This window comes from Candidatus Regiella endosymbiont of Tuberolachnus salignus (assembly GCF_964020115.1).
Taxonomy (GTDB): Bacteria; Pseudomonadota; Gammaproteobacteria; order Enterobacterales; family Enterobacteriaceae; genus Regiella; species Regiella insecticola.
On the sequence record NZ_OZ026542.1, the window covers coordinates 1,799,544 to 1,823,966 of the forward strand.

Annotated in this window: 22 protein-coding genes and 1 tRNA gene; 13 read left to right on the plus strand and 10 right to left on the minus strand. The window is 41.9% G+C overall.

Features of this window, described 5'->3' with window-relative positions; all coding sequences use genetic code 11:
* Nucleotides 1–42: 42 nt before the first annotated feature.
* Nucleotides 43–1,344 (minus strand): citrate synthase, encoded by a 1,302-nt coding sequence (locus AACL30_RS09220; protein ID WP_339056436.1) that lies wholly within the window; start codon nt 1,342–1,344, stop codon nt 43–45.
* 265 nt (nt 1,345–1,609) lie between these two features.
* On the opposite strand from AACL30_RS09220, the gene AACL30_RS09225 reads away from it, so the two are divergent.
* The 4 genes from AACL30_RS09225 to AACL30_RS09240 all read left to right on the plus strand — a co-directional run bounded on the left by AACL30_RS09225 (nt 1,610) and on the right by AACL30_RS09240 (nt 6,564).
* Nucleotides 1,610–2,359, plus strand: a complete 750-nt coding sequence (locus tag AACL30_RS09225; RefSeq protein ID WP_339056437.1) for a helix-turn-helix transcriptional regulator — start codon at nt 1,610–1,612, stop codon at nt 2,357–2,359.
* Between the two features lie 186 nt (nt 2,360–2,545).
* Nucleotides 2,546–3,853 carry a cytosine permease gene (locus tag AACL30_RS09230; RefSeq protein WP_339056438.1) on the plus strand — a complete coding sequence of 436 codons (1,308 nt, stop codon included), beginning with the start codon at nt 2,546–2,548 and terminating at the stop codon, nt 3,851–3,853.
* A 3-nt stretch (nt 3,854–3,856) separates the two neighbouring features.
* Entirely contained in the window at nt 3,857–4,966 is a 1,110-nt protein-coding gene (locus AACL30_RS09235; RefSeq protein WP_339056439.1) for a DUF917 domain-containing protein, read from the plus strand.
* Nucleotides 4,967–4,968: 2 nt separating this feature from the next.
* Complete coding sequence (locus AACL30_RS09240; protein ID WP_339056440.1) at nt 4,969–6,564, plus strand: hydantoinase/oxoprolinase family protein; 1,596 nt, start codon at nt 4,969–4,971, stop codon at nt 6,562–6,564.
* Nucleotides 6,565–6,799: 235 nt separating this feature from the next.
* Here the strand turns inward: AACL30_RS09240 and AACL30_RS09245 are convergent.
* Nucleotides 6,800–6,876: transfer RNA gene (locus tag AACL30_RS09245), tRNA-Ile, on the minus strand.
* 217 nt (nt 6,877–7,093) lie between these two features.
* Here AACL30_RS09245 and AACL30_RS09250 point away from each other — a divergent pair.
* Complete coding sequence (locus AACL30_RS09250) at nt 7,094–7,300, plus strand: DUF1107 domain-containing protein (protein ID WP_176487302.1); 207 nt, start codon at nt 7,094–7,096, stop codon at nt 7,298–7,300.
* A 67-nt stretch (nt 7,301–7,367) separates the two neighbouring features.
* On the opposite strand, the gene AACL30_RS09255 is transcribed toward AACL30_RS09250, so the two are convergent.
* Both AACL30_RS09255 and AACL30_RS09260 read right to left on the minus strand, forming a co-directional pair.
* On the minus strand, nt 7,368–8,705 hold the full coding sequence (locus AACL30_RS09255) for a hemolysin family protein (protein ID WP_339056441.1): 1,338 nt from the start codon (nt 8,703–8,705) through the stop codon (nt 7,368–7,370).
* 38 nt (nt 8,706–8,743) lie between these two features.
* The gene (locus AACL30_RS09260) at nt 8,744–8,932 is read right to left on the minus strand and encodes a hypothetical protein (RefSeq protein WP_339056442.1); all 189 of its coding nucleotides are present in this window, start codon (nt 8,930–8,932) and stop codon (nt 8,744–8,746) included.
* Nucleotides 8,933–9,110: 178 nt separating this feature from the next.
* Here AACL30_RS09260 and fbp point away from each other — a divergent pair, with 178 nt between their 5' ends.
* Both fbp and ppa read left to right on the plus strand, forming a co-directional pair.
* A complete protein-coding gene (gene fbp / locus AACL30_RS09265) occupies nt 9,111–10,160 on the plus strand; it encodes a class 1 fructose-bisphosphatase (protein WP_339056443.1) in 1,050 nt (349 codons plus the stop codon).
* Between the two features lie 47 nt (nt 10,161–10,207).
* Nucleotides 10,208–10,753, plus strand: a complete 546-nt coding sequence (gene ppa, locus AACL30_RS09270) for an inorganic diphosphatase (protein WP_339056444.1) — start codon at nt 10,208–10,210, stop codon at nt 10,751–10,753.
* Between the two features lie 77 nt (nt 10,754–10,830).
* Here the strand turns inward: ppa and AACL30_RS09275 are convergent, their stop codons facing one another.
* The 4 genes from AACL30_RS09275 to argR all read right to left on the minus strand — a co-directional run bounded on the left by AACL30_RS09275 (nt 10,831) and on the right by argR (nt 17,358).
* Nucleotides 10,831–11,208, minus strand: coding sequence for a gamma-glutamylcyclotransferase (locus AACL30_RS09275; RefSeq protein WP_339056445.1), 378 nt, complete (start codon nt 11,206–11,208; stop codon nt 10,831–10,833).
* Between the two features lie 2 nt (nt 11,209–11,210).
* Complete coding sequence (locus AACL30_RS09280) at nt 11,211–14,972, minus strand: translocation/assembly module TamB domain-containing protein (protein WP_339056446.1); 3,762 nt, start codon at nt 14,970–14,972, stop codon at nt 11,211–11,213.
* A complete protein-coding gene (locus AACL30_RS09285; protein WP_339056447.1) occupies nt 14,969–16,705 on the minus strand; it encodes an autotransporter assembly complex family protein in 1,737 nt (578 codons plus the stop codon). Before AACL30_RS09285 ends, AACL30_RS09280 begins: the two co-directional genes overlap by 4 nt.
* Nucleotides 16,706–16,866: 161 nt before the next feature.
* A complete protein-coding gene (argR, locus tag AACL30_RS09290; protein ID WP_339056448.1) occupies nt 16,867–17,358 on the minus strand; it encodes a transcriptional regulator ArgR in 492 nt (163 codons plus the stop codon).
* A gap of 199 nt (nt 17,359–17,557) precedes the next feature.
* On the opposite strand from argR, the gene AACL30_RS09295 reads away from it, so the two are divergent.
* Genes AACL30_RS09295 through yfbR form a run of 3 tightly spaced genes read left to right on the plus strand, consistent with a single transcriptional unit; the run spans nt 17,558 to nt 19,597 of the window.
* Nucleotides 17,558–18,772 carry a pyridoxal phosphate-dependent aminotransferase gene (locus AACL30_RS09295; RefSeq protein WP_339056449.1) on the plus strand — a complete coding sequence of 405 codons (1,215 nt, stop codon included), beginning with the start codon at nt 17,558–17,560 and terminating at the stop codon, nt 18,770–18,772.
* 55 nt (nt 18,773–18,827) lie between these two features.
* Nucleotides 18,828–18,956, plus strand: a complete 129-nt coding sequence (locus tag AACL30_RS09300) for a hypothetical protein (protein ID WP_339056450.1) — start codon at nt 18,828–18,830, stop codon at nt 18,954–18,956.
* Entirely contained in the window at nt 18,953–19,597 is a 645-nt protein-coding gene (gene yfbR, locus AACL30_RS09305) for a 5'-deoxynucleotidase (protein WP_339056451.1), read from the plus strand. The genes AACL30_RS09300 and yfbR overlap by 4 nt, the downstream gene beginning before the upstream one ends.
* Nucleotides 19,598–19,660: 63 nt before the next feature.
* Here the strand turns inward: yfbR and yfbV are convergent, their stop codons facing one another.
* Both yfbV and queE read right to left on the minus strand, forming a co-directional pair.
* Entirely contained in the window at nt 19,661–20,116 is a 456-nt protein-coding gene (gene yfbV / locus AACL30_RS09310) for a terminus macrodomain insulation protein YfbV (RefSeq protein WP_339056452.1), read from the minus strand.
* A gap of 153 nt (nt 20,117–20,269) precedes the next feature.
* On the minus strand, nt 20,270–20,950 hold the full coding sequence (gene queE, locus AACL30_RS09315; protein ID WP_339056453.1) for a 7-carboxy-7-deazaguanine synthase QueE: 681 nt from the start codon (nt 20,948–20,950) through the stop codon (nt 20,270–20,272).
* 1,015 nt (nt 20,951–21,965) lie between these two features.
* Here queE and glnH point away from each other — a divergent pair.
* The 3 genes from glnH to glnQ all read left to right on the plus strand — a co-directional run bounded on the left by glnH (nt 21,966) and on the right by glnQ (nt 24,238).
* Nucleotides 21,966–22,706: a glutamine ABC transporter substrate-binding protein GlnH gene (glnH, locus tag AACL30_RS09320; protein ID WP_339056454.1), complete on the plus strand. Its 741-nt coding sequence runs from the start codon at nt 21,966–21,968 to the stop codon at nt 22,704–22,706.
* Between the two features lie 156 nt (nt 22,707–22,862).
* A complete protein-coding gene (glnP, locus tag AACL30_RS09325) occupies nt 22,863–23,519 on the plus strand; it encodes a glutamine ABC transporter permease GlnP (RefSeq protein ID WP_176487315.1) in 657 nt (218 codons plus the stop codon).
* Entirely contained in the window at nt 23,516–24,238 is a 723-nt protein-coding gene (gene glnQ / locus AACL30_RS09330; protein WP_339056455.1) for a glutamine ABC transporter ATP-binding protein GlnQ, read from the plus strand. The genes glnP and glnQ overlap by 4 nt, the downstream gene beginning before the upstream one ends.
* The last annotated feature ends 185 nt before the right edge of the window (nt 24,239–24,423 follow it).

Consider the following 24,423-nt stretch of genomic DNA (forward strand, 5'->3'; position numbering starts at 1 on the left):
CTTCGTGGCTGTGTGCAGAGAGAGGAAATCTATTGCTTATCATCATCGATCAACACTTTTAGTAAAATCGCGTTTTGAATAGCCCGTGTAAAGTTGGCGCGGGCGAGCGATTTTAATACCTTGATCATGCATTTCTTTCCAATGTGCTATCCAACCAATAGTTCGAGCCATCGCAAATAATACAGTAAACATTGAGGAAGGAATGCCCATGGCTTTTAGGATGATCCCAGAATAAAAATCGACGTTTGGGTACAGTTTTTTCTCAAGAAAATACGGATCCTCCAATGCAATTTTTTCCAACTCTATCGCTACGTCCAATAAATCATCTTTTATATTGAGTTCTTCCAATACTTTATGACACATTTCACGCATCACTTTGGAACGAGGATCATAGTTTTTGTAGACACGATGACCAAATCCCATCAAACGAAAAGGGTCATTTTTATCTTTGGCTCGCTTAATAAATTCAGGAATACGCTCTACCGTTTTGATTTCTTCTAACATTTTTAGACAGGCTTCATTAGCGCCACCATGGGCAGGTCCCCAGAGTGAAGCAATCCCGGCGGCGATACAGGCAAAAGGATTAGCGCCAGAAGAGCCAGCAGTACGGACAGTAGAGGTTGATGCATTTTGCTCATGATCAGCATGCAGGATCAATATCTGATCCATCGCCTGCTCTAACACTTTATTCACCGTATACTTTTCACAGGGAGTGGAAAACATCATATGCAAAAAATTAGCGGCGTAGGAAAGATCGTTACGAGGATAAACAAAAGGTTGACCTATTGAATATTTGTAACACATCGCAGCGACTGTCGGCATTTTAGATAATAAACGAAAGGCAGTCGTTTCTCGATGTTGCTCATTATTTACATCAAGCGCATCATGGTAAAAAGCAGCCAACGCACCAGTGACACCACAGAGCACCGCCATTGGATGTGAATCACGGCGAAAACCACGAAAAAGATGCCAAATTTGATCGTGGATCATAGTATGCATTGTCACTGTTGTTTTGAAGGTTTTTAATGCTTCTTCTGTGGGTTTTTCGCCGTAGAGCAAAATATAGCAAACTTCTAAATAAGTTGATTCTCTAGCCAATTGTTCAATGGGAAAACCACGATGGAGCAGTATCCCCTTATCACCATCGATAAAAGTAATTTTTGACTCGCACGAAGCGGTAGAAGTAAAACCGGGATCAAAGGTAAAATAACCTTTTTCACCTAAGGCTCGTACATCTATCACATCAGTACCCTGCGTTGGGTGGAGAACATCGAATTCTACTGTCATCCGTTTTTCATGATCTTGCCCTTCTTTTATCTCTAAGCTTACTTTTTTCATCGTCATTGGTGTTCTCCTTAAGTGAGACGCTCTTTGAAATTTTTTTGCGCTCCAATAATGATAGAAAATTTTATTTTTGGATAAAAAAATAAAATGATGAGTTCATAATGGTTCTTCTCGTATAACTTATGCTAAAGAGAAAGAAGACGCATATCCATCGATTTTTTAGCATGATCTCTTTAACTATGTTCAAATTTCTTTTTATACGATCTATTGCAAGATTTACCTTGGTTAAGTATGGTGGGCTTTTAACTTTTAACGAGGAGCTAACATGGCTAAAATCAAGCAAAAAGATTTTACTGACCCATTGAAATCCGCCACTTCACCGATTTCGCAACAACTTTTATCTTTATGTGAAAGTAGTACGGATCCTTGGGGAATTAAAGATGTCGATTCATGCTACATGTATGGCAATAAAGCCTATCTTGAGCTATTAAATCTGCCTTTACATTTTAATATTGAAGGTCGATTGGATCGTGAAATACCTCACCCCATCAGTGAGTTTGCTACTGATTTTAAGCAACAAGATCGTCAAGTGCAGGAATCACGAAAAAAGATATCATCACTTGATATTCATCCTTATGGGAGAGAAAAAATAATCCAACCTTATATTTTTGACAAACTTCCTTTTTACGATTCAGATGGCAATTGCATAGGATCTATTTTTCATGCAAAAAAACTTCAATTTTACTCACCAATGAATTGTGTTCATGATCAACTACCAAGTTCACTGCTTTTCTCTCCCCCATGCAAAACTTTTACCATAAAAGAACTTGATGTTATATTTTATGCATTACAATCTCTTAGTGCTAAAGAAATAGCGAGAGAATTAAATCTCTCTCACAGAACAATAGAAAATAAAATGCAAGAAATATATAGAAAAGCCACTGTCTGTTCATTAAAGGGTTTAAAAGACTATTGTCGGGAAAAGGAATTAGATAAATACATCCCGCCAAAATTCCTGCGGTGTGGTAGTCATATGATAAATTGTGCCAACGATTATAATGATTCCGAAGCATAATGGTTCCGATTATAGAAAATGCATCAAGTAAGATAGTAACGCTATTAATTTTCATTATCACCAACATCTGATTATCTGGCGTAAAAACAAGCACTCGAAGTAAGATATTTATTTTATAGTATTGTCATTTTGTACTTGATGCCTGATGATACTCAGTCACCTATTTTAGATCTAAAAAAATATACGATGAATAAAAACAATGTTACTGGTGAAGAGGATTATGCCTTTAAACCTGTCCCACTTAATTCACGTTCGAATCTATTCACGGTCACTTTAATTCGCATAGGCATCATGACCGCACTAGCACAGTTTATGCTAGGGGCGATGTTGGGTCATGCCATGACATTCGGTGAAGCATTACTGGCTACTTTTCTTGGCAGCTTGATTTTAGAGTTTGTTAGCCTGGGACTCGGGATCGCCGGTGCACGTGAAGGCCTATCAACCAGTTTGTTGGCGCGTTGGTGTGGATTTGGACGTTTAGGATCAGTGCTGATTGGACTGGTGATCGCCGTCAGTTTATTAGGCTGGTTTGGGGTACAAAACGCCGTTTTTGCTAATGGCTTAAATTACGCCTTTGGTGGTCAACTCGGATTTGCGTGGTCGGCGGCGATTTCCGGTATGGTGATTACCGTACTAGTGGCCTTTGGATTTCGAGCTTTGAGCTGGACGGCAAAAATTGCCGTTCCTTTATTTTTCTTCGTCATTGCTTGGATCTCATTAATTCTATTAGAAGGTCATAATATCGTTGCTCTTATTACCTCTATTCCCGCTGGGACGCCGTTAACACTCGGGGCAGCAGCAACGGCAGTCGCCGGCGGATATATCGTCACTTCATTAACAACAGCTGATATCAGTCGTTATTGCCAAAATGAACGCCACGTCTTTTGGATGGTAACTTGGTCTATCATTGTCGGTGAATTTATCGTCAATAGTATCGCAATATTAATTGCACATGCACTTAATACCGATGACGTTGTTTCTATTATGACGCAGACTGCCGGGTGGCTTGGACTACTGTCAGTCATTCTTTCCGCCGTTAAAATTAATGATGTGAATTTATACTCTTCATCTTTGGCTTTCGCTAACACAGTGGAAGGAGCGACTGGAAAAAAATGGCGCCATACTTGGCTAACGCTGGGATTAGGTATCATAGGCACGACTTTGTCAATCATGGGAATTTTAGAGGAGTTCACTCGCTTTCTCATTATACTCGGTGTTGTTTTTCCTCCTATCGCTGGCGTTATGTTAGTCGACTATTATATTTTACGCACCAGCCGTCAATTATTCGATGCTGCCCGGGCTGAACAAAAACTGCCGACAGAAGCATCAACACCACAAATAGGTTGGCTTGCCGTCTTTTCTTGTGTCGTTGGCACATTAGCCGGCTTAGGCATTCAATTTGGTATTGCATCATTAAATTCAATATTGGTTGCCGGCCTGGTTTATGGTGGATTGGCTAAAATCAATACCTCGTTGCGTGGTTCAAGAGTTTAACAAATGAGGTTATTGGATAAAACACAAATTCATCATATCGCGGCAGGTGCCTCTGTTCTTGCCAGTGGAGGGGGCGGCGATCCTCACATCGGCAAAATCATGGCGCTCAACGCAATAGAACAACACGGGCGAGCCATAAAACTGCTCAATCTCGAGATGGATATGGATGAATTAGATCCAGATGCCTTAATCGTTGCTACCGGTATGATTGGCGCACCCAGTGTGATGATAGAAAAACTCCCCAATGGTAGTGAATCGATAGAAGCCTGTCGGTTTATTGAAAGATATTTAGGCAAAAAAATTGACGCCATTTATCCCATTGAAATAGGAGGTGTTAACTCATTATTGCCCTTAGCAACCGCAGCGCATCTCGGTGTGCCCCTGATCGACGTTGACGCCATGGGTAGAGCCTTCCCCGAATTTCATATGACAACATTTTATCTTGATGGGATTAATTCTTTTCCATTCGTTTTAGTCGATTCAAAAGCAAATATCGGCTTAGTCCAAGCAAAAGATAGTTATGAAACAGAAAAACAAAGCCGCGCCCTCTGTGTCGCAATGGGGGGATTAGCTTTTTTTGCCGCCTACCCGATAACACCTGCTGTAGCCAAAGCATCAGGCATTTTAGGAACCATTAGCCGTGCACAGGAGATTGGTGAAACACTAGAAAAAGCAAGAAATGAAAAAGCTGACATTGTGCAAGTATTGACCAAACTATTGAAGGGCTTTGTATTGTTTCGCGGCCGAGCAAATAAAATAGATCTACGTGTAACAGGGGGATTCACGTGTGGCCTTGCCTGTTTTGATGGCGTTGACACAGATAAAGGGAAAACATTCAACGTATCCTTTCAAAATGAATATTTATTAGCACAATGTGATGACCTTCTGCTATGTAGTACGCCTGATCTTATCATCTTATTGGATGAAGATACGGGTGTTCCTATTCTGGCGGAGCGTTTGCGATATGGCAGCCGTGTTGTTGCATTGGGCGTGCCGGCTGATAAAAAACTGTGCACTCCTCAAGGACTTGAGGTCACTGGACCACAGTATTTTAACTATGACGTTAATTTCACACCTGTTGAAGAATTAGTGGCAGCGAATAGAAGAGAATAAAAATGACGCACCGTATTGGCATAGATGTCGGTGGAACCAATACTGACGCTGTACTTTTAAACAACGATAAGAGGGTGATAGCGCGAACTAAGCAATCAACGACAGGCGATGTGATCACCGGTATCGAGAAAGCTATTGCCTCTTTACTCAATGAAGCTGATATTGATAAATCAACCATTACACAGGCCATGCTTGGCACGACCCACTGTACTAATGCGATTGTTGAGCGCAAGGGATTAAATTCCGTGGCGCATTTTCGCCTCGCAGCACCTGCCACGCTGGCAATCCCGCCACTGACTGATGTGCCGGATGATTTTCGCAATCATTTGACAACGTATTTATTTATTGTTGAAGGGGGATTTGATTATAACGGCAAAATATTATCCCCACTTGATGAAGAAAAGATTCGTCAACATCTACGAGCAGTGAAAGGTAAAGTTGATGTGGTCTCTGTTTGTGGTGTTTTTTCTCCTGTTTCCAACGTACAAGAGCTCAGGGTTGCTGAATTAGTCCATGAAGAACTAGGCTCAAAAATACCCGTGTCCTTATCACATAAAATAGGGTCGATTGGCTTATTAGAGCGTGAAAATGCATCTATTTTAAATGCGGTGCTTTTCAGCACCGCACAAAATATTGCCAACGGATTTAGTCAAGCATTACAGGCTCATCATATCAATGCAGAGATTTTTTTTGGTCAAAACGACGGCACATTGATGCCTCTCAAACACGCGCTATCATTTCCTATCCTCACCATTGCTTCTGGACCCACCAACAGTATTCGCGGTGCTTCATACCTTACCGGTTTAAAAAATGCATTAATCGTCGACGTGGGGGGAACCACCACCGATATGGGTGTACTGACCAACGGATTTCCACGCGAATCACTCATTGCAGCTGAAATCGGCGGAGTGCGTACCAATTTTCGGATGCCAGATATTGCATCTATTGGTTTAGGCGGCGGTACCATCGTGACACCTTTAGCCAATGGCGCATTTAAAATAGGCCCAGAAAGCATCGGATATAAACTGGTTGAGCAAGCGTTGGTATTTGGTGGCGATATCATTACTGTTACTGATATTGCTGTCGCCAAAGGATTATTACATCTTGGTGATATTACGCTTGTTCAGCACTTATCAGCAGAGTGGGTTGAAAAAGTCTTTGCGCATTACGTCACAATGGTAGAAAAAGTTATTGATAAAATGAAGACCAATAATGACCCTACTCCTGTCGTGTTAGTCGGCGGTGGGGCTATCCTACTTCCTACTACATTACAGGGAGCATCGCAGGTTATTAGACCAGAGAATGCAGGGGTCGCTAATGCCATTGGTATTTCTGTCGCGCAAGCCAGTGGTGAGGTCGATATTTTAGTTGCACTTGATAAACATAATGATCTTAATGCAGGATTGAAAGAGGCTCAAAATCAAGCTATTGCACAAGCCATCGCGATAGGCGCCCAACCCGATTCCATCGAAACCATAGAACTCGAAGCAATACCATTGGCTTACATGCCCGGCAACACCGTTCGTATTCGAGCGAAAGTAGCAGGTATTCTTGGTGCACCACGCCAGCAAAATAATAGACCTCTTTCCAAACCGTAGTTCGTTATGCTAAGTCAAGGCGCCCGGCGCACAGCAACCTTCGTTGCCATACAGTAATGAGGATTGCGAGCGCCGGGCAACGCAGGATTCGCGTCACGTAGTAGGTTTGGAAAGAGATCTAATGAATAGTTAATAATTCACACCACGCAGTAGATTATACAAGCAATCTAAAGTGTCAGAGAGTAAAAGAGATTTCGAACAGGCTCTAAAAAAAAGATAATGGGGATAGTAAGAGTGGTGGCCCCTGCTGGACTTGAACCAGCGACCAAACGATTATGAGTCGTGTGCTCTAACCAACTGAGCTAAGGGGCCAAACTGTGGAGGAGTATACGGTATTTTTAAGTCATAGATCTAGCATTGGGAAATCAACTGAGTTCTTTTTATACAGATTTAGTGAAATGTTATAATAATTCTTTTTTTATGATTATTAAACCATCAGGTTGATCCCTCGAAAATTCTATGTAAACTGTACTTTCTCACCTCTTTTTTCTTATCTGGGTGTCGAGTATCGTAAAAGGGAAGTAATACCATGAGAATTTTCCCGCGTTACAATCCTATTAAAGTTGCAATGTATGTCAAAACGCTTTTCCGAGGCCGTTTATATATCAGGAATATGGGTATTTTTGAATTCGATAAAGGTAAAATTTTACTCCCTAAAATCCGTGATAAACGCCATTTTGTTGTCATGTCAGAAATCAATCGACAAGTGCAACGTTTGCAAACAGAAATAAGTTAATTAACAAAAAAATGAATTTAACGGCGGTTTTTTAGAAAAATTTATTGTTGTAAAATTATTTTTAACATTATAAATTTTTTTCTTTCTTTGATATTGACACCATGGAGGTAGATTTATCAGTTAACTTAGTCACTAGTAGCTGATCAATTTTATAGCTATCAATATCAATCACTTCAAATTTATAGCCTGCATGTTTAAAAAAGTCAGTGCGTTTGGGAATTTTACGCAGCATACACATCATAAAGCCCCCAATAGTTTCATAATTACCCGATTGAGGAAAATCATCGATATGCAAGACCCGCATTACATCATCGATAGGTGTGCCTCCTTCAATCAACCATGAATTTTCATCACGAGCAACAATCTGCTCTTCTTGACCTTGTCCTACTAAATCACCCATCAGTGTCGTCATAACATCATTTAGTGTGATAATACCTACAACCAGTGCGTATTCATTGATAATAACGGCAAAATCTTCACCTGCCGTTTTGAAGCTTTCCAACGCTTCTGATAATGTTAAAGTATCTGGTATAAAAAGAGCCGCACGAATTTGTAAACCACTGCTTAATACTAAGCTTTGCTTACTGAGCACCCGATTAAGTAAATCTTTCGAATCAACATAACCCACTATTTTATCAATATTACTATCACAAACTAAAAATTTAGAATGAGGATGGACAGAAATTTTTTCTTTGATCTTGTCTTCACTCTCACCAAGATCAAAATAAATCACGTTCTCACGCGATGTCATCGAAGAAGGCACAGTGCGTGATTCCATCTCAAACACATTTTCAATCAATTCATGCTCTTGTTTTCGCAAAACCCCCGCCAGTGCGCCAGCCTCTACTACCGCGTAAATATCATCAGAAGTGATATCATCATTGCGAACCATAGGAAGTTTGAAAATACGAAAAATGAGGTTCGCCATCCCATTAAAAAACCAAACCAATGGACGAAAAACCATTAAACAGAAACGCATGGGATTAACAACACGGACGGCAATCGCCTCAGGTGCAATCATGCCAATGCGCTTTGGGGTAAGATCGGCGAATAAAATGAATAGGCTGGTTACCAAAACAAATGAGAAGATAGAGCTGATTTGTACCGCCAATTCAGAAGGGATAGAGGGGATAATCTCTTCAAGAAACACGGTAAATGAAGGTGAAAAAGCAGCATCACCGACAATCCCTGCGAGAATCGCTACAGCATTAAGGCCAATTTGCACTACAGTGAAGAAGGCTCCTGGTGTTGCTTGCATTTTTAGAACATGTGTAGCATTAACATCGCCTTCATCCGCCATAATTTTCAATTTTATTTTGCGTGATGCGGCAAGTGAAATCTCCGATAAAGAAAAAAAAGCACTGACTGCAATGAGAAAAAGAATCAATAGTATACTGTTTAACATAAAACCTCTTGAGGAAACTGCCAATCATTAATATGAAATTAAGGAACAAGGGGTGCGGCAACTGGAGTGTACGTTGAGGCTATAAGGATTAATAGCAGCAGCCTTTCAATATACCCTTCGCCTTTCAAGTTACGGCGGCGTTGGCTGCGAGTGCTCACCGAATCACTTAGTCTATCTACGCTCATCGGTCGGTCGCCCTGGCCGCCTTGCCGTGACTCGAAATTCATTGGGTATAGCGTTTTCTTTTATCATAGGCCAAAGTATAATTGTTGGCGTGAGAAGACTACAAGCCAAGAGTACATGAGGATTGCGCGCACCACGCAACGCAGAAATTCACACCACTGGCGACGGTTTTGCAAGAAGTCTAACAATACACCGGCAATCGACCATAATTGGGGCTATGACATGCAAACATTAGGCGAATTTATCGTAAAGAAAGAACATGATTTTCCCCATGCCACCGGTGAGTTAACAGCGTTACTTTCTGCCATCAAACTGGGCGCTAAAATCATCAACCGTGATATTAACAAAGCCGGGTTGCTCGATATTCTTGGTGCCAATGGTGTTACCAATGCTCAAGGTGAAGCACAGACGAAGTTAGATAAATTCGCTAATGACGCATTAAAAGCAGCATTGGAAGCCCGCACAGAAGTCGCTGGCATCGCATCAGAAGAAGAAGGTATTGTTATTTTCAAAGGTGAAAAAGAAAAAAACGCTAAATATGTCGTACTAATGGATCCATTGGATGGCTCTTCTAATATTGACGTTAATGTCTCCGTTGGCACTATCTTTTCTATCTACCGACGAACGACAGCAATCGGCTTACCCATTACTGAAGCCGATTTTTTGCAACCTGGCCGCGCTCAAATTGCCGCAGGTTATATCGTCTATGGTTCATCAACCATGCTGGTTTACACCACAGGTTGTGGTGTTCACGCTTTTACTTATGATCCCTCATTAGGTGAATTTTGTCTCTCTCACGAAAAAGTACGTTACCCTACTCAGGGTCATATTTATTCCATTAACGAAGGTAACTACATTAAATTTCCGTTGGGAATAAAAGAATATATTAAATATTGTCAGCAAGAAGACGAAGCAACGGGGCGTCCTTACAGCTCTCGTTATATCGGCTCGTTAGTGGCAGATTTTCACCGCAATTTACTCAAAGGCGGTATCTATATGTATCCAGGAACCGCTAGCTATCCACAGGGTAAATTGCGCTTGTTATACGAATGTAATCCAATGGCATTTTTAGCCAAAGAAGCCGGAGGCAAAGCAACAGATGGAACGCGCCTTATTTTAGATATTGATCCTTATCCAAACGAGCTTCGTCAAAACCCGAAGATTGATCCAAAAAAACTGCTCCATCAACGCTCGCCACTTTTTATTGGCTCCCAGTCTATGGTTGAAAAGGTAGAGCAATTAATAGCCGAATCTTCTAAAAACACTTTCTGATGCTGAGAGCCCCTCATCCAATGTTGTTAAAATAATAGGAAAACGATATGAGTTTAAACCTGGTATCCGCAGGTGAAGAGTTACCAAATGATATTTATGTGATAATTGAAATTCCAGCTAACGCCGATCCAATCAAATACGAAGTCAATAAAGCAAGCGGCGCATTATTTGTTGACCGTTTTATTTCTTCTCCGATGTTTTATCCCTGTAATTACGGTTATATCAACCACACACTGTCGTTAGATGGTGATCCGATTGACGTGTTGGTACCAACCCCGTATCCATTACAACCCGGTTCGGTGATCCGTTGTCGTCCCATCGGCATGTTAAAAATGACCGACGACGGAGGAGAAGATGCCAAAGTAGTGGCGGTTCCACACAGTAAATTAACCACAGAATATGACAAAATTGAAGAAGTAGAGGATCTACCCAAATTACTCAAAAATCAAATCGTACATTTTTTTGAGCATTATAAAGGGTTAGAAAAAGGGAAATGGGTGAAAATTGGTGGTTGGGAAAGCGCAGAGGCGGCTAAACGAGAAATTATAGAATCTGCTAAGCGAGCCGCAAAAGAGAAAGAGAAAAAAGAATAATCTTCAGTTCTTAAACACCGCTTAAGAGCCTTATATCTTTGTCATTAGCTCTCAAAGGAGAAGGGTAATAATAAGGCTCAAGGCGGTATACCTTTCTTTATTATCTGATCTACTTCTTCATTACGTTTTAACCAATCACCACTATGGATACGAGGTAAACCGACGACGTTAAGACAGTAAAGATAAATCCAAGCTCTGCCAAAGGGCGTTTTAAGCAACTTACGTCGGTAAGCCCCTGGGCTGTTTTTGAGCTCATCTAATTCAGTTAGCGTAGCAGAGTCAATACGATAAACTTCACAATGTATCAGACCTTTGCCAGGAATAACGGCGGGATAATAGCCTAAATTATACATTTCGTAGCCTTCTAAATCATATTTTCCCAATAGCTGAGCCGCCGTCATCCAACGGCTATTGCCTTGTTTGCGTCGTAAACTACCGTAGACAATCACTTTCATAGTTAAAACTCAAACTGGTAAAGCATATCTAGCGTTTGATTAATACCAGATACCGCTTCTAAATATAATTTAGGCATCAATTGATAACGTAACGTTAAGGCCGCTAATGAATCAAATATACCAACACCATATTTCACTTGCAGGTTTTTTGTCACATTACCACTGACGACAACTTTAGAGCTATTCCCTACGCCTTCAGTATCCAGCGTCAAATTACTGACGCCAAATGCTTCGCCGATTTTGCCCACCAATTTACCACTTTTTGCTACGCCAATACCAATCAACATTGAAGTCATCACACCACCATCAGCGCCCGAGCTGGTTAAACCTTGCCCCCGTAACAAATAAGACAAAGCTTCTTGTTGTGACATAGCGGGATCAGAATACACATCTACCCGTGGCGCATTAGCCATACCGGTTACTAGCACACCCGCGGTAACTTTATTTTCTGTCGTCTCCGGATTACGTATCGCATCAATATTCAATAAGGGTTGATCAGCAGGCCCAGAAAACAAGAGTTCTCCCTTTTTCACAATGAGATCTTGCCCGTAAGCATGAAAATTACCCTGCGGGATGGTTATCTGGCCATGTAATCCCAAACCGCGTTTATCTTGTACCACTTTTAATGCACCCTGTAATTGAGCTTGCAGGCCAAAAGCATCAATATGTACATCGGAGCCTAAAAGAATATTCAAATTACTCTGAATGGCCATAGCCGTATTCCGTGGAGCTATCGGTTGTAACTGATTATTCAGCATCACTTCATCTGAAGAGACCGCCACCACATCTTCCGGTATTTTTTCTATCAAAATCCGCGCCCAGGGGATATCAACCTGTCCCTCTAATTTAAACGATTGAGGCGAGGCTACAAATGCTAAATCGGGAGAAACATCGGCTTGCAACATGGGTGGCATCGTCACCCGCAGTTTATCTCCTTTAGCCGCAATTTTAGCATGCCAAGCATCAGGAGTGCGCCAGTCAGCTTCACCTATCAAATTAAGCTGCCCCTGAGCAGTACGAATCAAGCCTTCTAATGTCGATGTCATACCATTAAAGTTCATCAACAAACGGCCTTCGTTGATCTTAAATGGCATCCAGCTACCATCAAAACCTATCTTATCTAATGCCAGTTGCCCATACAGCAGAGGATTGTTTGCATTCCCTGCCAAACGTAGTTTGCTGTTCAGCACGCCGGAAGCGGTTTCGCCATAACTTAAGATAGGATTGAGCATCGCCAGTGAAACATCACTGATCGTAATATTGCCTGATAAATTACGCTGCCCTTGTGGTTGCTCGATTTTTAGCTGACCATTAAATTGCCCATTGTCAGTTAGCTTAATCAGCCAATCCATCTGCGCATTGCCTTTTTTCAGCCCCGCGTTTAAGTTTAACGTATCAAAAGCAATAGGCACTAGGTTATTTTGTATTCTTTGTTGTACTTTTACGCCACGTCCCACCAGCGCCATATCAAACTGGGGCAAGGTATCATCAGCTTGCCAACTGATATCGCCCCACCCAGTAAAAATTCCGCTCAAGAGCGTATCTGAACCCAGCAATGGTTTCATCATTGCTAAATCAAAGCGTTTGAGGAGCACATGCGCCTGCCCACTTTCACCTATCTCAATGCGACCGGGCGCACAAAGTTCTGCATTAGCATGTTGCCAACAATGTGATCCAATGGTCAATTTTTGTGGCATATTGAAATACTCAAGTGTGGCCGCGCGATTTAAACGCCACTCACCCACCGGGGTATCAACATAGGTGTCACTCAAATTGCCCCACCAGCGTTGTTGCTGTCTATCAAAACGGCCATTTAACACTAATTGACCCGCCATGGGATGACCGGCTAATTTCAAATGTAGCTGATGCTGCTTTTCGCTGCCTTTGGCCGTGAGCGTTAATCCATTGATCGAAAAATTTTCCTGTTTCAATTGCTCAATCTGTATCATTAGCTGGCTTTGCATTCGTTCCTCTAAATGCAAATTACCCTCAATCTTTACACTTTTAATATTCAGTTTTTGCCACTGTAATCGGTGCGCACTAAGATCGGCCAACACTTGTGGCGTCTTTAAACTCCCGCGCAATTTAAGCATCCCTTTCGCCACGCCGCCTAATCCCGGCAGAGCACCATTCAATTCAGGCGCATCAAGGCTAGCGTCCAATGCCCAATTTTTATCGAGATCACCTTTAATATTGAGGGTATTACGACCCAGCGCCAGGTTGATAGCGGGGACATGCCATTGTCCAGCAGAATTTCCGCTGATCGCACCCCGGGCTGTTAGCTGTTTTTGTTTGATATTGCCATTTAATGTTAATTCTGGAATTTGCATTTGCCAGTGACCATCACGACTGACACTGCCCTGAGTGGTAATTTTACCATCAAGTTTTGCTGGCCATGCTGGCCATTGTTTTTCCGTATTAATACCGCTTACGGTCAATATCTGATGCCAGTTGATAGCATTGTGCCAATCCACCCTGCCAGTCAGATGAGCATTACCTTGTAAAGCCGCTAAGTTTAAAGCGGTCAGATCAAATTGCGCTAGATCACCTTTACCCTCGAGGGTGAACTGAGCCGAAGGTAAATCCAAACCTTGAAAATCAGAGCGTAATGACAATGCATAATCCGTCATTTTGCCATCAAAACGCATATTGAAATTATTAAGTTGATATTGCTTATCACCGGTCAACGGCCAACGTAATTGCTGACTTTGCAAAGTGGCCGATAGCGGTAATCCGATTTCTGACAGCCGGGTTTTTGCCGTTAATTGCGCACTAACTGAGCCGGAAAGATTTAACGCTAGCGCTAATTGTCCCCGCAGATCACCCGCCAACTTGAGTTTAATCTTTTCCTCTTTTAGCGACGCAATATTGAGCGTGCTGTTAGCCACAATATCTAACGGCCATTTACCCGCTAATGTCAGGTTTCCCTTGGCAGATAATTCACCCTGTGGTGATTTAATCTGCAAATCATCCAACTGAACCTGTTGATCCTGAGTAGAGCCTTTTAATAAAAAATGAGTGATCAGGATATCCTGATCACCCTTAATCCGTATTTGTTGAGCCAAAATTTCTTTTATCTGAATGTCTAGCGGCAAAGAAAAATCGGGGAGCTTTGGCAATAAGGGGGTAGCAAAAAATGTCTGCAGATGCTCAACTAACGAGATTTCAGGCAAGGTTGCTTCGTGCTTTTTTGGGCTAACCGGTTTTTCTATTGGCGGTAAGGTTGAGGAAACCAGCAATCCATTAATTTGAGTTGGCATCAGTGATAAGCGACGTTGTTGCCAACGAGCAGCAGTGCGTAACGCCTCTAAAGAAATCGTTTGGTTATCTACCGTTATTTTAACTCGATTAAGGGCTAATAATTTTAATATGATTGGATAAGGCGTACGTAGGTCAGTTAGTGGCTTATCAGCAGGATCAGGCTCGCTAACAGGAAGCACTTTACTATTAATCATGACAACAACATCTTGTGCTGTCAGCGCATTGATACAGATTTCTTTATTTTTTAGACATGAAAATTGCAGTGAAAGATCTAACTGACCCGTTTTTACTATCATGCCAGGCATCTGATATTCGATCCCTTTCAGCCTCAGATCTTGCCAACCACCGCTAACACTGGCCATTTGTAACCCAGGCACCCAACCGACAGCACGGTTAAGCAAAAAATGTAACCCACCCTCGGTACTCAGTAAAGTGACAGTAGTCCCCACAAGCGATAAAACAATGAGCAACAGGGCAAGACTCAGTTTTTTTATCCAACTCATAATTCAGGTCCTAATCCAATATAAAATTGGACAGAATTTTCTTTTTTATCGCCAACCGGTAACGCGATATCGAACTTTAATGGACCCAGTGGTGATTCCCAACGTATACCCATCCCGGCTCCTGTTTTAAAATTGCTACGGCGGATATCATTTACCGCTTCTCCTCCGTCGACAAAAATAGCCCCCCACCATCGATTAGCGACCTTATATTGATATTCAAGAGAGCCGGTGATTAATTTTGACGCACCACTGAGTTTACCTTCACTGTCAAGGGGTGAAATACTTTGGTATTTATAGCCACGGATACTACGGTCTCCCCCGGCAAAAAAACGCAATAAAGGGGGCACACGGTCGAAATCATTGGTTTCTATCCAACCGAGATGCCCACGTAATATCACTCGATTTTTTTCACCGAATGAGCGGATCCAAACCTGCTGTGCTTGTATGATGCCAAAATCAACATTTGATCCCCAGCGCGTATTTGATACATCAAACGAATACCGCTGACTATCGCCCCAGGTTGGCATCATTCCTCCCCGTTGACGTGTACGATTGATGCTAACACCAGGATAAAGCAGCATCGTCGTGTTTGTGACTTGTCCTTGAGTATAGTGATCTAAACTCCAGCGCAGATTAACAGACGGCTGCCATCCACTGGGCATTTTCCAAAAACGCGCCACGTTCAAAGTACTGGTATTTGATCTAGTATCATTTACCCGCTTACGTTTCAATCCGCTTTGCAGTAGATAATAGTGATCGAGTGGATTTTCTAATAATGGAATACGATAACTGAAATCAAGACTTTGTTCCGGAGCAGAAATATTGGCATTGCTGGTAAAGCTATGGCCACGATTGTTGAGCCAAGGCTTACGCCAGCTCGCTTTTAGCCGCGGCCCAGTATCAGTTGCATATCCACCACCGAGTTCAACTGTATTTTTCGTTCGAGGGGTGATTATTGCATCCAAAGGCAGAATTTTACTGATCTTGGCGTCTTCAAAATTAGGAGATACCACCGCTGAATTAAACCAATTGGTCGCCGCTAACCGACGATTTAACTCAGCAAGATCGTCAGAATGATAATAATTTCCAACCTCAAAGGGGATTAAGTTTTGTAGGTAATCTTCGCGAATTTGCGCTCCCTGGAATACAACCTTACCAAAGCGGTAACGTTGGCCACTGTCGAAATCAATATCCCAAAAAGCTTGATGTAATTTGTCAGCAACCCCCAGTTGTTTTTTAATCATATCAGCGTCGAAATAACCTTTACGTAATGCCAGAGCAGAAAGGGAGCCGGTAAAATCATCAAATTTGCCATGATGTAATACTGAACCGATTTTTGGTGTCTCTTTAATGATTAACGTTTGATACTCCTGATCATCTTTAGCGGCACCCTGTAATTTGATATCTGTGCCAGCAATCAATACCGCTTTACCGGCTATCACATTGATAATCAGTGTCGAGCGGTCAGCCGATCCGGGTTGCAAATTGAAATGAATAATAGGATGGTAATAACCTAATGCACGCAATCCCTGACGAACGGCAACATTCACCTGCGCTTGAAAACGGCCATCAAAGTTGACGTTATCACCTTTTATGGTTGATAAACGTGCATTCACATTTTTTTCTAATTCTCCGCTAAGACCTTTAACCTGAAATTGGATATGAGTGGCATGAGCAAAGGGGATAACAAAAAAGACAACGCATAAAAAATAAAAAATAGGGTATCGCGACACCTGCTTACTCCCTTTAGTCAGCGTAATTTTAGAGGCTATAGCTGCCGCGTTGTTGGCTGCCAGCTCTCGTCTTCATGGTATGTCCACACTCATCGATCTCACATCCTGGCCGAATAGTCGGCAAGCGACGACAACACTTAAATCAAATTAAAATGATTTGGCTATATATTTGAAATCTCTTGTGCCTGCTTAATACCAAACAATGCTCGCATCGATTTATATAAATTCTCAGTGCTAACCTCTTTGATTGGCGTAGTAAAAATAGTATCGTCGCCAGCAATATTGCCTAAAATACCCTCTGTTTCCCTTAAAGAATCGAGCAAGCGCGCAATCAATTGTGCGGCACCAGGGCTAGTGTGAATGACGACCAGAGAATGGTTATGTTTAACATCTAATACTAAATTTTTTAATTGACTACTGACAGTAGGCAATAATGGTTCGGTGGGCAGGCGATAAACCATTTCCATTTTGGCATTACGTACTCTAACAGCGCCAAATTTTGTCAACATGCGTGATACTTTTGATTGATTGATATTTTCAAATCCTTCATCCTGTAACAGCAACACAATCTCGTTGTGAGAGCGACATTTTTCCTCTGTTAAAAGTTCTTTGAACCGTTTATTAAGGTTTGCTTGTTTAACAGAATTACCCATTTTTTTAGCTGCTCTTAGAAAAATAACAATGGTTATTATGGATATTGATCAACTATTCTTCAACATTAGATCTCTTTGGAAACCGTAGCGAGTAAGGGTATAGACATAAAAATAATATTTCCACAAAACAAATAATAGACTTTTTATATAACTTACGAAATTATCATGATGCGTTTTTACCAACCAAGGCGTATTTTTTATGTCACAGATTGAAAAATCCAATAAATTAGACAACGTTTGTTACGATATCCGTGGCGCAGTTTTAAAAGAGGCAAAACGTCTTGAAGAAGAAGGCCACAAAGTATTGAAACTTAACATCGGCAATCCTGCGCCTTTTGGCTTTGAAGCGCCCGATGAAATTTTGGTCGATGTCATTCGTAATTTACCTACAGCGCAAGGCTATTGTGATTCGAAAGGGCTTTATTCAGCACGTAAAGCGATTATGCAGCATTATCAAGCAAGAGGGATCTGTGATCTAACGGTAGAAGATATTTATATCGGTAATGGCGTCTCTGAGCTGATCCTGCAATCCATGCAAGCTTTACTCAATACCGGTGATGAAATGCTGATCCCAGCGCCTGACTACCCACTGTGGACCGCAGCGGTATCACTCTCTGGTGGGAAAGCAGTGCATTACCGCTGTGATGAAGCCGCCAATTGGTTTCCTGATATTGAAGATATAAAAAGAAACATCACCCCACGCACCCGTGGTATCGTGATCATTAATCCAAACAATCCAACCGGAGCCGTTTATAGCGAGGCGATATTAAAAGAAATCGTTACCCTCGCCCGAGAACATAACCTGATTATTTTCGCCGATGAAATCTACGATAAAATTCTTTATGACGATGCCAAACATTATTCTATCGCCGCGTTAGCGCCAGATCTATTAACCGTAACCTTTAGCGGTTTATCCAAAACCTATCGAGTTGCCGGTTTTCGCCAAGGCTGGATGGTACTCAATGGCCCTAAAAAAAACGCAGAAAGTTACATTGAAGGGCTAGATATATTGGCCTCAATGCGTCTTTGTGCCAATGTACCCATGCAACACGCTATTCAAACCGCTTTAGGCGGTTATCAGAGTATCAATGAATTTATTCAGCCTGGGGGACGTTTATATGAACAACGCAACCTAGCCTGGGAGTTACTGACTCAGATCCCCGGTGTTTCTTGTGTTAAACCTATGGGTGCGCTCTATATGTTTCCACGCATCGATCGCAAAGGTTTTAATGTACATAACGATGAAAAAATGGTGTTGGATTTATTATTGCAGCAAAAAGTATTATTGGTGCAAGGCAGAGCCTTTAACTGGCCTCACCCTGATCATGTGCGTATTGTCATCTTACCTTGCGTTGATGAGTTAAAGGGGGCTATCGCTAAGTTAGGGCAATTTTTGGAAAATTATAAACAATGACCACGTTAAACCCTTCGCCTTTGAAGTTGCCTTCGGCTGCCAGAGTGTGAGACCGATGAGCGTAGATAGACTACGTGATTCGGTGAGCACCCGCAGCCAACAACGCGGCGGCTTCAAAGGCGAAGGGTTTAAACCGATAAAAAATAGCGGCGTCCCTACAACAAAAAGAGAGTCTTCATTATGACTTGTTCTAAACCTGAAAATAAAAGCCACTTTTTTGCCCATCTGTCTCGGCTTTCCTTGATTAACCGCTGGCCGTTGATGCGCACTGTGCGGAGCGAAAATGTTTCAGAGCACAGTTTGCAAGTGGCTTTTGTTGCTCATGCGTTAGCCATTATTCAAAATCGCCTGTTCGAGGCTAACTTTAACGCCGAGCGCATTGCATTATTGGCGATGTACCACGATGTCAGTGAAGTGCTCACCGGTGATATGGCAACACCCGTCAAGTACCACAATCCACAAATCACCCGTGAATACAAACAAATTGAAAAATCAGCTCAAAAAAAATTGATTGCCATGCTACCAGCAGCATTACAAAAGGATTTTCGTTTCATCTCGGATGACTGTGATTGCAGTAAATCGGATGATTGCAGTTGCAATAAAGAGGAAAAATTAATAGTGAAACAAGCTGATACTTTATGTGCTTATCTAAAATGCTTAGAAGAATTGGCCGCGCACAATAATGAATTTATTTGTGCTGAAAAGCGCTTAAGAGACGTTTTGGAAAAATATGGCAGTCCAGCAGTCGACTATTTTATGAAAGTGTTTGTTCCCAGTTTCAAATTATCATTACATGAAATTAGCGATGATTCACCCGCGATATAATCAGCATAGTGGTGTGGTATTACCTGTATCGCCAAATCATTTTAATTTGATTCGGTTAAATCATCACAAACCGTCAAAAAATGTTTTATCCAATTGCTTAAACGCCCCTTTAAGTAACTCGGCCAGCGATTGATAAGTGAGGCATTGTTCAGCCACTACCACGACCTTGCCGGCTTGAGCTAATTTTTGATGTATATCATGAAACCAACGCACGAGTCGCGGCGGTAACGGCATCATCGACCGCTTACCTAACCACCATAATCCTTGTAACGGCAAACTACAGGCAAAGAGTGCACCAGTAGCAGCAAGCCCTAACGACCCTCCCAGCGCTATCTGCCAAGTCAACATAAAGATAGCGAGGGGCGGCATAAAGCGGATGCCAAACCGGGTGACTTTGATAACATGATGCTCCAAAAAAATAGGCGCCAGGCGTTTGTCTAACGGCCACGTCTTCATGTATTTTTGGCCACATTTGAGCACTTGAAACCAACTTGCTATCGGATCAGGGGAGTGTGTCATCATTTATGTTCATCAACTTGAAGTGAATGGTTTTATACCGTTCGCCTTTGATGTTGGCTGCGGGTGCTCGCCTCATGGTATGTCTACGCTCATCGGTCGGTCGCCCCTGGCAGCCGAAGGCAACTTCAAAGGCAGAACGGTATATCGGATAATTCAACGGATCTTAAGGTATTTATGCATTTGCACAGATAACCTCCAGTTGTGTTTAATGCACGTTTCTATACAAAGCTTGGTTGCCTCTTCTGACTCCTTCTCTGTTTTTCTGATCGGCTGTAGAGCAATAACAGGTTTTTTACCGTCATTCAGCTTATATAATAAATTATTTAATCGCTCAATATCTCGCTCTCGCGCCACCGGATGTTTTATTTCATCAGCCCGTTGTAATGCCTGATCAAGTAATTTTAACCCCCCTTTCATCCCTATTTTCGGCGATACAGTCACCCAACTGGCTGTAGAACAGCGCACTGGATGGGTGCCGCTGGTTTCAATTTGACAACGATAACCGTTTTCTTCCAACAAAGAAGTTAAGGGCTGTAAATCGTAAAGGCAAGGCTCTCCACCGGTTATAACAACGTGACGCGCCTGGTATTTTTCTTTACAGATAGCAACCAATTGCTGCTCATTGGCATTACTCCATGTATCCTTGGCGACGGTTTTTACCGTAATACCTTGTATATCAATTTCTTTATCTTTTTTTATATCCCAGGTATGTTTAGTATCACACCAACTACAAGCGACTGGGCAGCCTTGTAATCGTATGAAAATTGCCGGTACGTTGGTGAAATACCCTTCTCCTTGCAACGACTGAAAAATCTCATTAATCGGGTACAGCATCAGTATCTCTAATAATAAAAGGAATGACGGGTGATTATTGCAGATTGTTATCTTTTCACCAAACTACCCTCTTGTGTTCTGTGAAACGCCTTTGTCACCAAAATCTCTCAATCGGCATGACGAATTATCCGGTGAGCCTTATATCCCCGGCCTGAAGGCCGGGGATATAAGGCATGGTTTTCCAACTAACCTGTGTTAAAATGCCGCGGCTAACAGCGAAAGCTTCAGCATATGGCCGAATCAGTTTAATTTGATTCAAGGCGGAGGAGCGCAGACAGTACAAATAGTACGGCAAGCGACGACAACACTTAAATCAAATTAAAATGATTTGGCTATGGCACTGTTAACAAAGTGTATTCATCTAACTTGTTGAAATAATTATAATTTAAATACATTTAAAGTAAACGGTTCCTCTTTAAAAAAACAGATGAACCGATTTTTTATGGCAGCGATCGGCGAATTCTTTCAATGATGAAGCCGATCACAAAAAGTATTATTTTTATCTCATCATTATTTTATGCGTCCTAAATATTTTTATAAATTCTTTGTTATTCAATAGTTTAAATTTGTTAACAGTGCCATAGCTATGACGGCAACCAGTACCGCAGTACATGCGGGATTTCAAGCCTGTGGAGAGTCGACGCAGTTAGGCCGCTCGATGAAGCAGGAATCCACTGAGGTGAGTCAGGCTTCGGTCTGAACGCGGTAGGGATCCTCGCCATTTATGGCGTGGAGGATGTCAATTCTGTTATACTCCCCCGGCGTAAAGCGAGGGTGCTCATTTATACTATGTCAACGCGCTTTTTCGCTCATTTTTTTCTCAATTGAGCTCAGCTCAAAGAAGGTTTCGAATAGGCTCTTAACTAAGACGTAAATCTATTCCTCATGTTTCTTGGCAACTTAATCTACGACATTAATTTAACTTAACTAATTGAAATATTGATTAAAATTCAATAAAAATACCACAAAATGATAAAAATCGATCTCTTCCATCTAAAATAAGGAACGTCCTCCTATGAAGTTGCTTGTGAAAATTTTATTGGCTGGATTAACCTTAGCCTTTGCCGTTAGTGCTTACTGTGAACAAAAAAAACTGATTGTCGCCACCGATACCGCATTTGTTCCTTTCGAATTCAAAGAAGGAGATAACTATGTTGGTTTTGATATCGACCTCTGGCAAGCTATCGCTGAACAACTTCATGTCGACTACCAACTAAAACCGATGGATTTCAGTGGCATTATTCCTGCCTTACAAACCAAAAATGTCGATGTGGCACTAGCGGGTATTACTATTACTGATGAACGCAAGAAAGTCATAGATTTTTCTGATGGTTATTATGACAGTGGCCTGCTGATTATGGTCAAAAATAATAATAACGACATCAAAGGTGAGCAGGATCTACAAGGAAAAGTGGTTGCGGTAAAAATGGGCACAGGCTCAGTAGACTATGCAAAAACAAACATTAAAACCAAAAATCTGCGTCAATTCCCTAACATTGATAACGCCTACCTAGAACTCGCTACAGGCAGAGCCGATGCGGTATTGCATGATGCGCCCAATATACTGTACTTCATCAAAACTGCCGGCAATGACCGATTTAAGGCGGTTGGTGCCCCTATTAAAGCGCAACAATATGGTATTGCTTTTCTAAAAGGCAGTGAATTACGAGAAAAAGTTAATCAGGCGCTACAGGTATTACATGAAAAAGGCATTTATGCTGAAATCTATAAAAAATGGTTCGGTGATACCCAATAAATTTCGAGTTACGGCAAGGCGGCAATCAATCGAATCACAGGAGTGCACAGGTAGTACATGACTGAGCCAACGCCGCCGTAACTTGAAAGGCGAAGGGTTATAGAACCTAATTAATGCGTGTTTATGTTGATCATTATCTAAATCAGGAGAATATCCATGCAGTTTGAATGGAGTGCTATTTGGCCCGCCCTCCCAATCCTGCTTGAAGGTGCTAAGTTAACGTTATGGATTTCAATCCTTGGATTACTTGGCGGTTTGATTATTGGGGTTGTTGCCGGTTTTGCTCGTGCTTATGGTGGTAAAATTAGCAGCAATATTGCCTTGGTATTTATCGAGCTTATTCGTGGCACCCCTATTATTGTACAGGTCATGTTTATTTATTTTGCCATGCCGATCATGATGCCCATCCGTATCGATCCTTTCACCGCAGCAGTGGTAACCATTATGATTAACTCTGGTGCCTATATTGCTGAGATCACCCGTGGCGCTGTACTGTCCATTCACAAGGGTTTTCGCGAAGCGGGTCTGGCTTTAGGTCTATCTAAACGTGATACTCTGCGTTATGTCATCGCCCCTTTAGCACTGCGTCGCATGTTACCCCCTTTAGGAAATCAATGGATTGTTAGCATCAAAGATACCTCACTGTTTATGGTGATTGGTGTTGCTGAATTGACGCGCCAAGGGCAGGAAATTATTGCTGGTAATTTTCGAGCAATGGAAATATGGTCTGCAGTAGCGGTAATTTATCTCATTATCACGCTAGCACTTAGTTTTGTGCTGCGTAAGGTAGAAAAAAAGCTGAAAATAATATGATTAAATTAAAAAACGTTTCCAAACATTTTGGAAAAACCCAGGTGCTCCATGACATTAATTTAAATATCACCAAAGGAGAAGTGGTTGTCATCATCGGTCCCTCTGGTTCGGGTAAATCAACATTATTACGCTGTATTAATAAATTGGAAGTGATCACTGAAGGGCAATTAATCGTTGATGGATTAGATATTAACGATCCTAACATTGATGAACGTCTGATCCGCCGAGAAGCAGGCATGGTTTTCCAACAATTTTATCTATTTCCACATTTAACCGCACTTGAAAATGTGGCTTTTGGTCCTATCCGTGTTCGCGGCATTCAAAAAACAGAAGCAAAAAAGCTCTCTCTTGACCTGCTCGCAAAAGTAGGGTTGTCAGAACGTGCTCATCATTACCCAGGGGAGCTATCGGGCGGGCAACAGCAGCGAGTTGCAATCGCCCGAGCGCTTGCAGTGAAGCCAAAATTAATGCTGTTTGATGAGCCGACGTCTGCACTTGATCCAGAGCTACGTCATGAAGTCTTAACGGTAATGAAAGATCTAGCCGAAGAGGGAATGACCATGGTCATTGTCACGCATGAAGTGGGTTTTGCCCATCAGGTCGCATCACGCCTCATATTCATAGATCAGGGACGCATTGCACAAGATGGTGCCCCTGATAGTTTAATGGCTAATCCCCCCTGTGAAAGGTTGCGTGAATTTTTACAGCACGTTGCCTAAATCATGAGTTACCCCTTTAAGCACTATGGGACTACCTACTTTGGGCACTAAAAGATAGCCGAATCAGCTTAATTTGATTCAAGGCGGAGGAGTGCGGACAGTACAAATAGTACGGTAAACGACGACAACACAGAATCAAATTAAACTGATTTGGCTATGGCGTCCCAAATCTAGTCCCTAAAAAA

Excerpts from the sequence above, each read along its gene's own strand:
- AACL30_RS09295 (WP_339056449.1), top strand. The coding sequence starts at position 17,558 with ATGTCACAGATTGAAAAATCCAATAAATTAGACAACGTTTGTTACGAT.
- AACL30_RS09275 (WP_339056445.1), bottom strand. The coding sequence starts at position 11,208 with ATGAAAGTGATTGTCTACGGTAGTTTACGACGCAAACAAGGCAATAGC.
- AACL30_RS09255 (WP_339056441.1), bottom strand. The coding sequence starts at position 8,705 with ATGTTAAACAGTATACTATTGATTCTTTTTCTCATTGCAGTCAGTGCT.
- ppa (WP_339056444.1), top strand. The coding sequence starts at position 10,208 with ATGAGTTTAAACCTGGTATCCGCAGGTGAAGAGTTACCAAATGATATT.
- glnP (WP_176487315.1), top strand. The coding sequence starts at position 22,863 with ATGCAGTTTGAATGGAGTGCTATTTGGCCCGCCCTCCCAATCCTGCTT.
- glnQ (WP_339056455.1), top strand. The coding sequence starts at position 23,516 with ATGATTAAATTAAAAAACGTTTCCAAACATTTTGGAAAAACCCAGGTG.
- AACL30_RS09225 (WP_339056437.1), top strand. The coding sequence starts at position 1,610 with ATGGCTAAAATCAAGCAAAAAGATTTTACTGACCCATTGAAATCCGCC.
- glnH (WP_339056454.1), top strand. The coding sequence starts at position 21,966 with ATGAAGTTGCTTGTGAAAATTTTATTGGCTGGATTAACCTTAGCCTTT.
- AACL30_RS09240 (WP_339056440.1), top strand. The coding sequence starts at position 4,969 with ATGACGCACCGTATTGGCATAGATGTCGGTGGAACCAATACTGACGCT.
- fbp (WP_339056443.1), top strand. The coding sequence starts at position 9,111 with ATGCAAACATTAGGCGAATTTATCGTAAAGAAAGAACATGATTTTCCC.
- queE (WP_339056453.1), bottom strand. The coding sequence starts at position 20,950 with ATGCTGTACCCGATTAATGAGATTTTTCAGTCGTTGCAAGGAGAAGGG.
- AACL30_RS09300 (WP_339056450.1), top strand. The coding sequence starts at position 18,828 with ATGAGCGTAGATAGACTACGTGATTCGGTGAGCACCCGCAGCCAACAA.
- AACL30_RS09220 (WP_339056436.1), bottom strand. The coding sequence starts at position 1,344 with ATGACGATGAAAAAAGTAAGCTTAGAGATAAAAGAAGGGCAAGATCAT.
- AACL30_RS09235 (WP_339056439.1), top strand. The coding sequence starts at position 3,857 with ATGAGGTTATTGGATAAAACACAAATTCATCATATCGCGGCAGGTGCC.
- AACL30_RS09250 (WP_176487302.1), top strand. The coding sequence starts at position 7,094 with ATGAGAATTTTCCCGCGTTACAATCCTATTAAAGTTGCAATGTATGTC.
- yfbV (WP_339056452.1), bottom strand. The coding sequence starts at position 20,116 with ATGACACACTCCCCTGATCCGATAGCAAGTTGGTTTCAAGTGCTCAAA.
- AACL30_RS09280 (WP_339056446.1), bottom strand. The coding sequence starts at position 14,972 with ATGAGTTGGATAAAAAAACTGAGTCTTGCCCTGTTGCTCATTGTTTTA.
- AACL30_RS09230 (WP_339056438.1), top strand. The coding sequence starts at position 2,546 with ATGAATAAAAACAATGTTACTGGTGAAGAGGATTATGCCTTTAAACCT.
- argR (WP_339056448.1), bottom strand. The coding sequence starts at position 17,358 with ATGGGTAATTCTGTTAAACAAGCAAACCTTAATAAACGGTTCAAAGAA.
- yfbR (WP_339056451.1), top strand. The coding sequence starts at position 18,953 with ATGACTTGTTCTAAACCTGAAAATAAAAGCCACTTTTTTGCCCATCTG.
- AACL30_RS09260 (WP_339056442.1), bottom strand. The coding sequence starts at position 8,932 with ATGAATTTCGAGTCACGGCAAGGCGGCCAGGGCGACCGACCGATGAGC.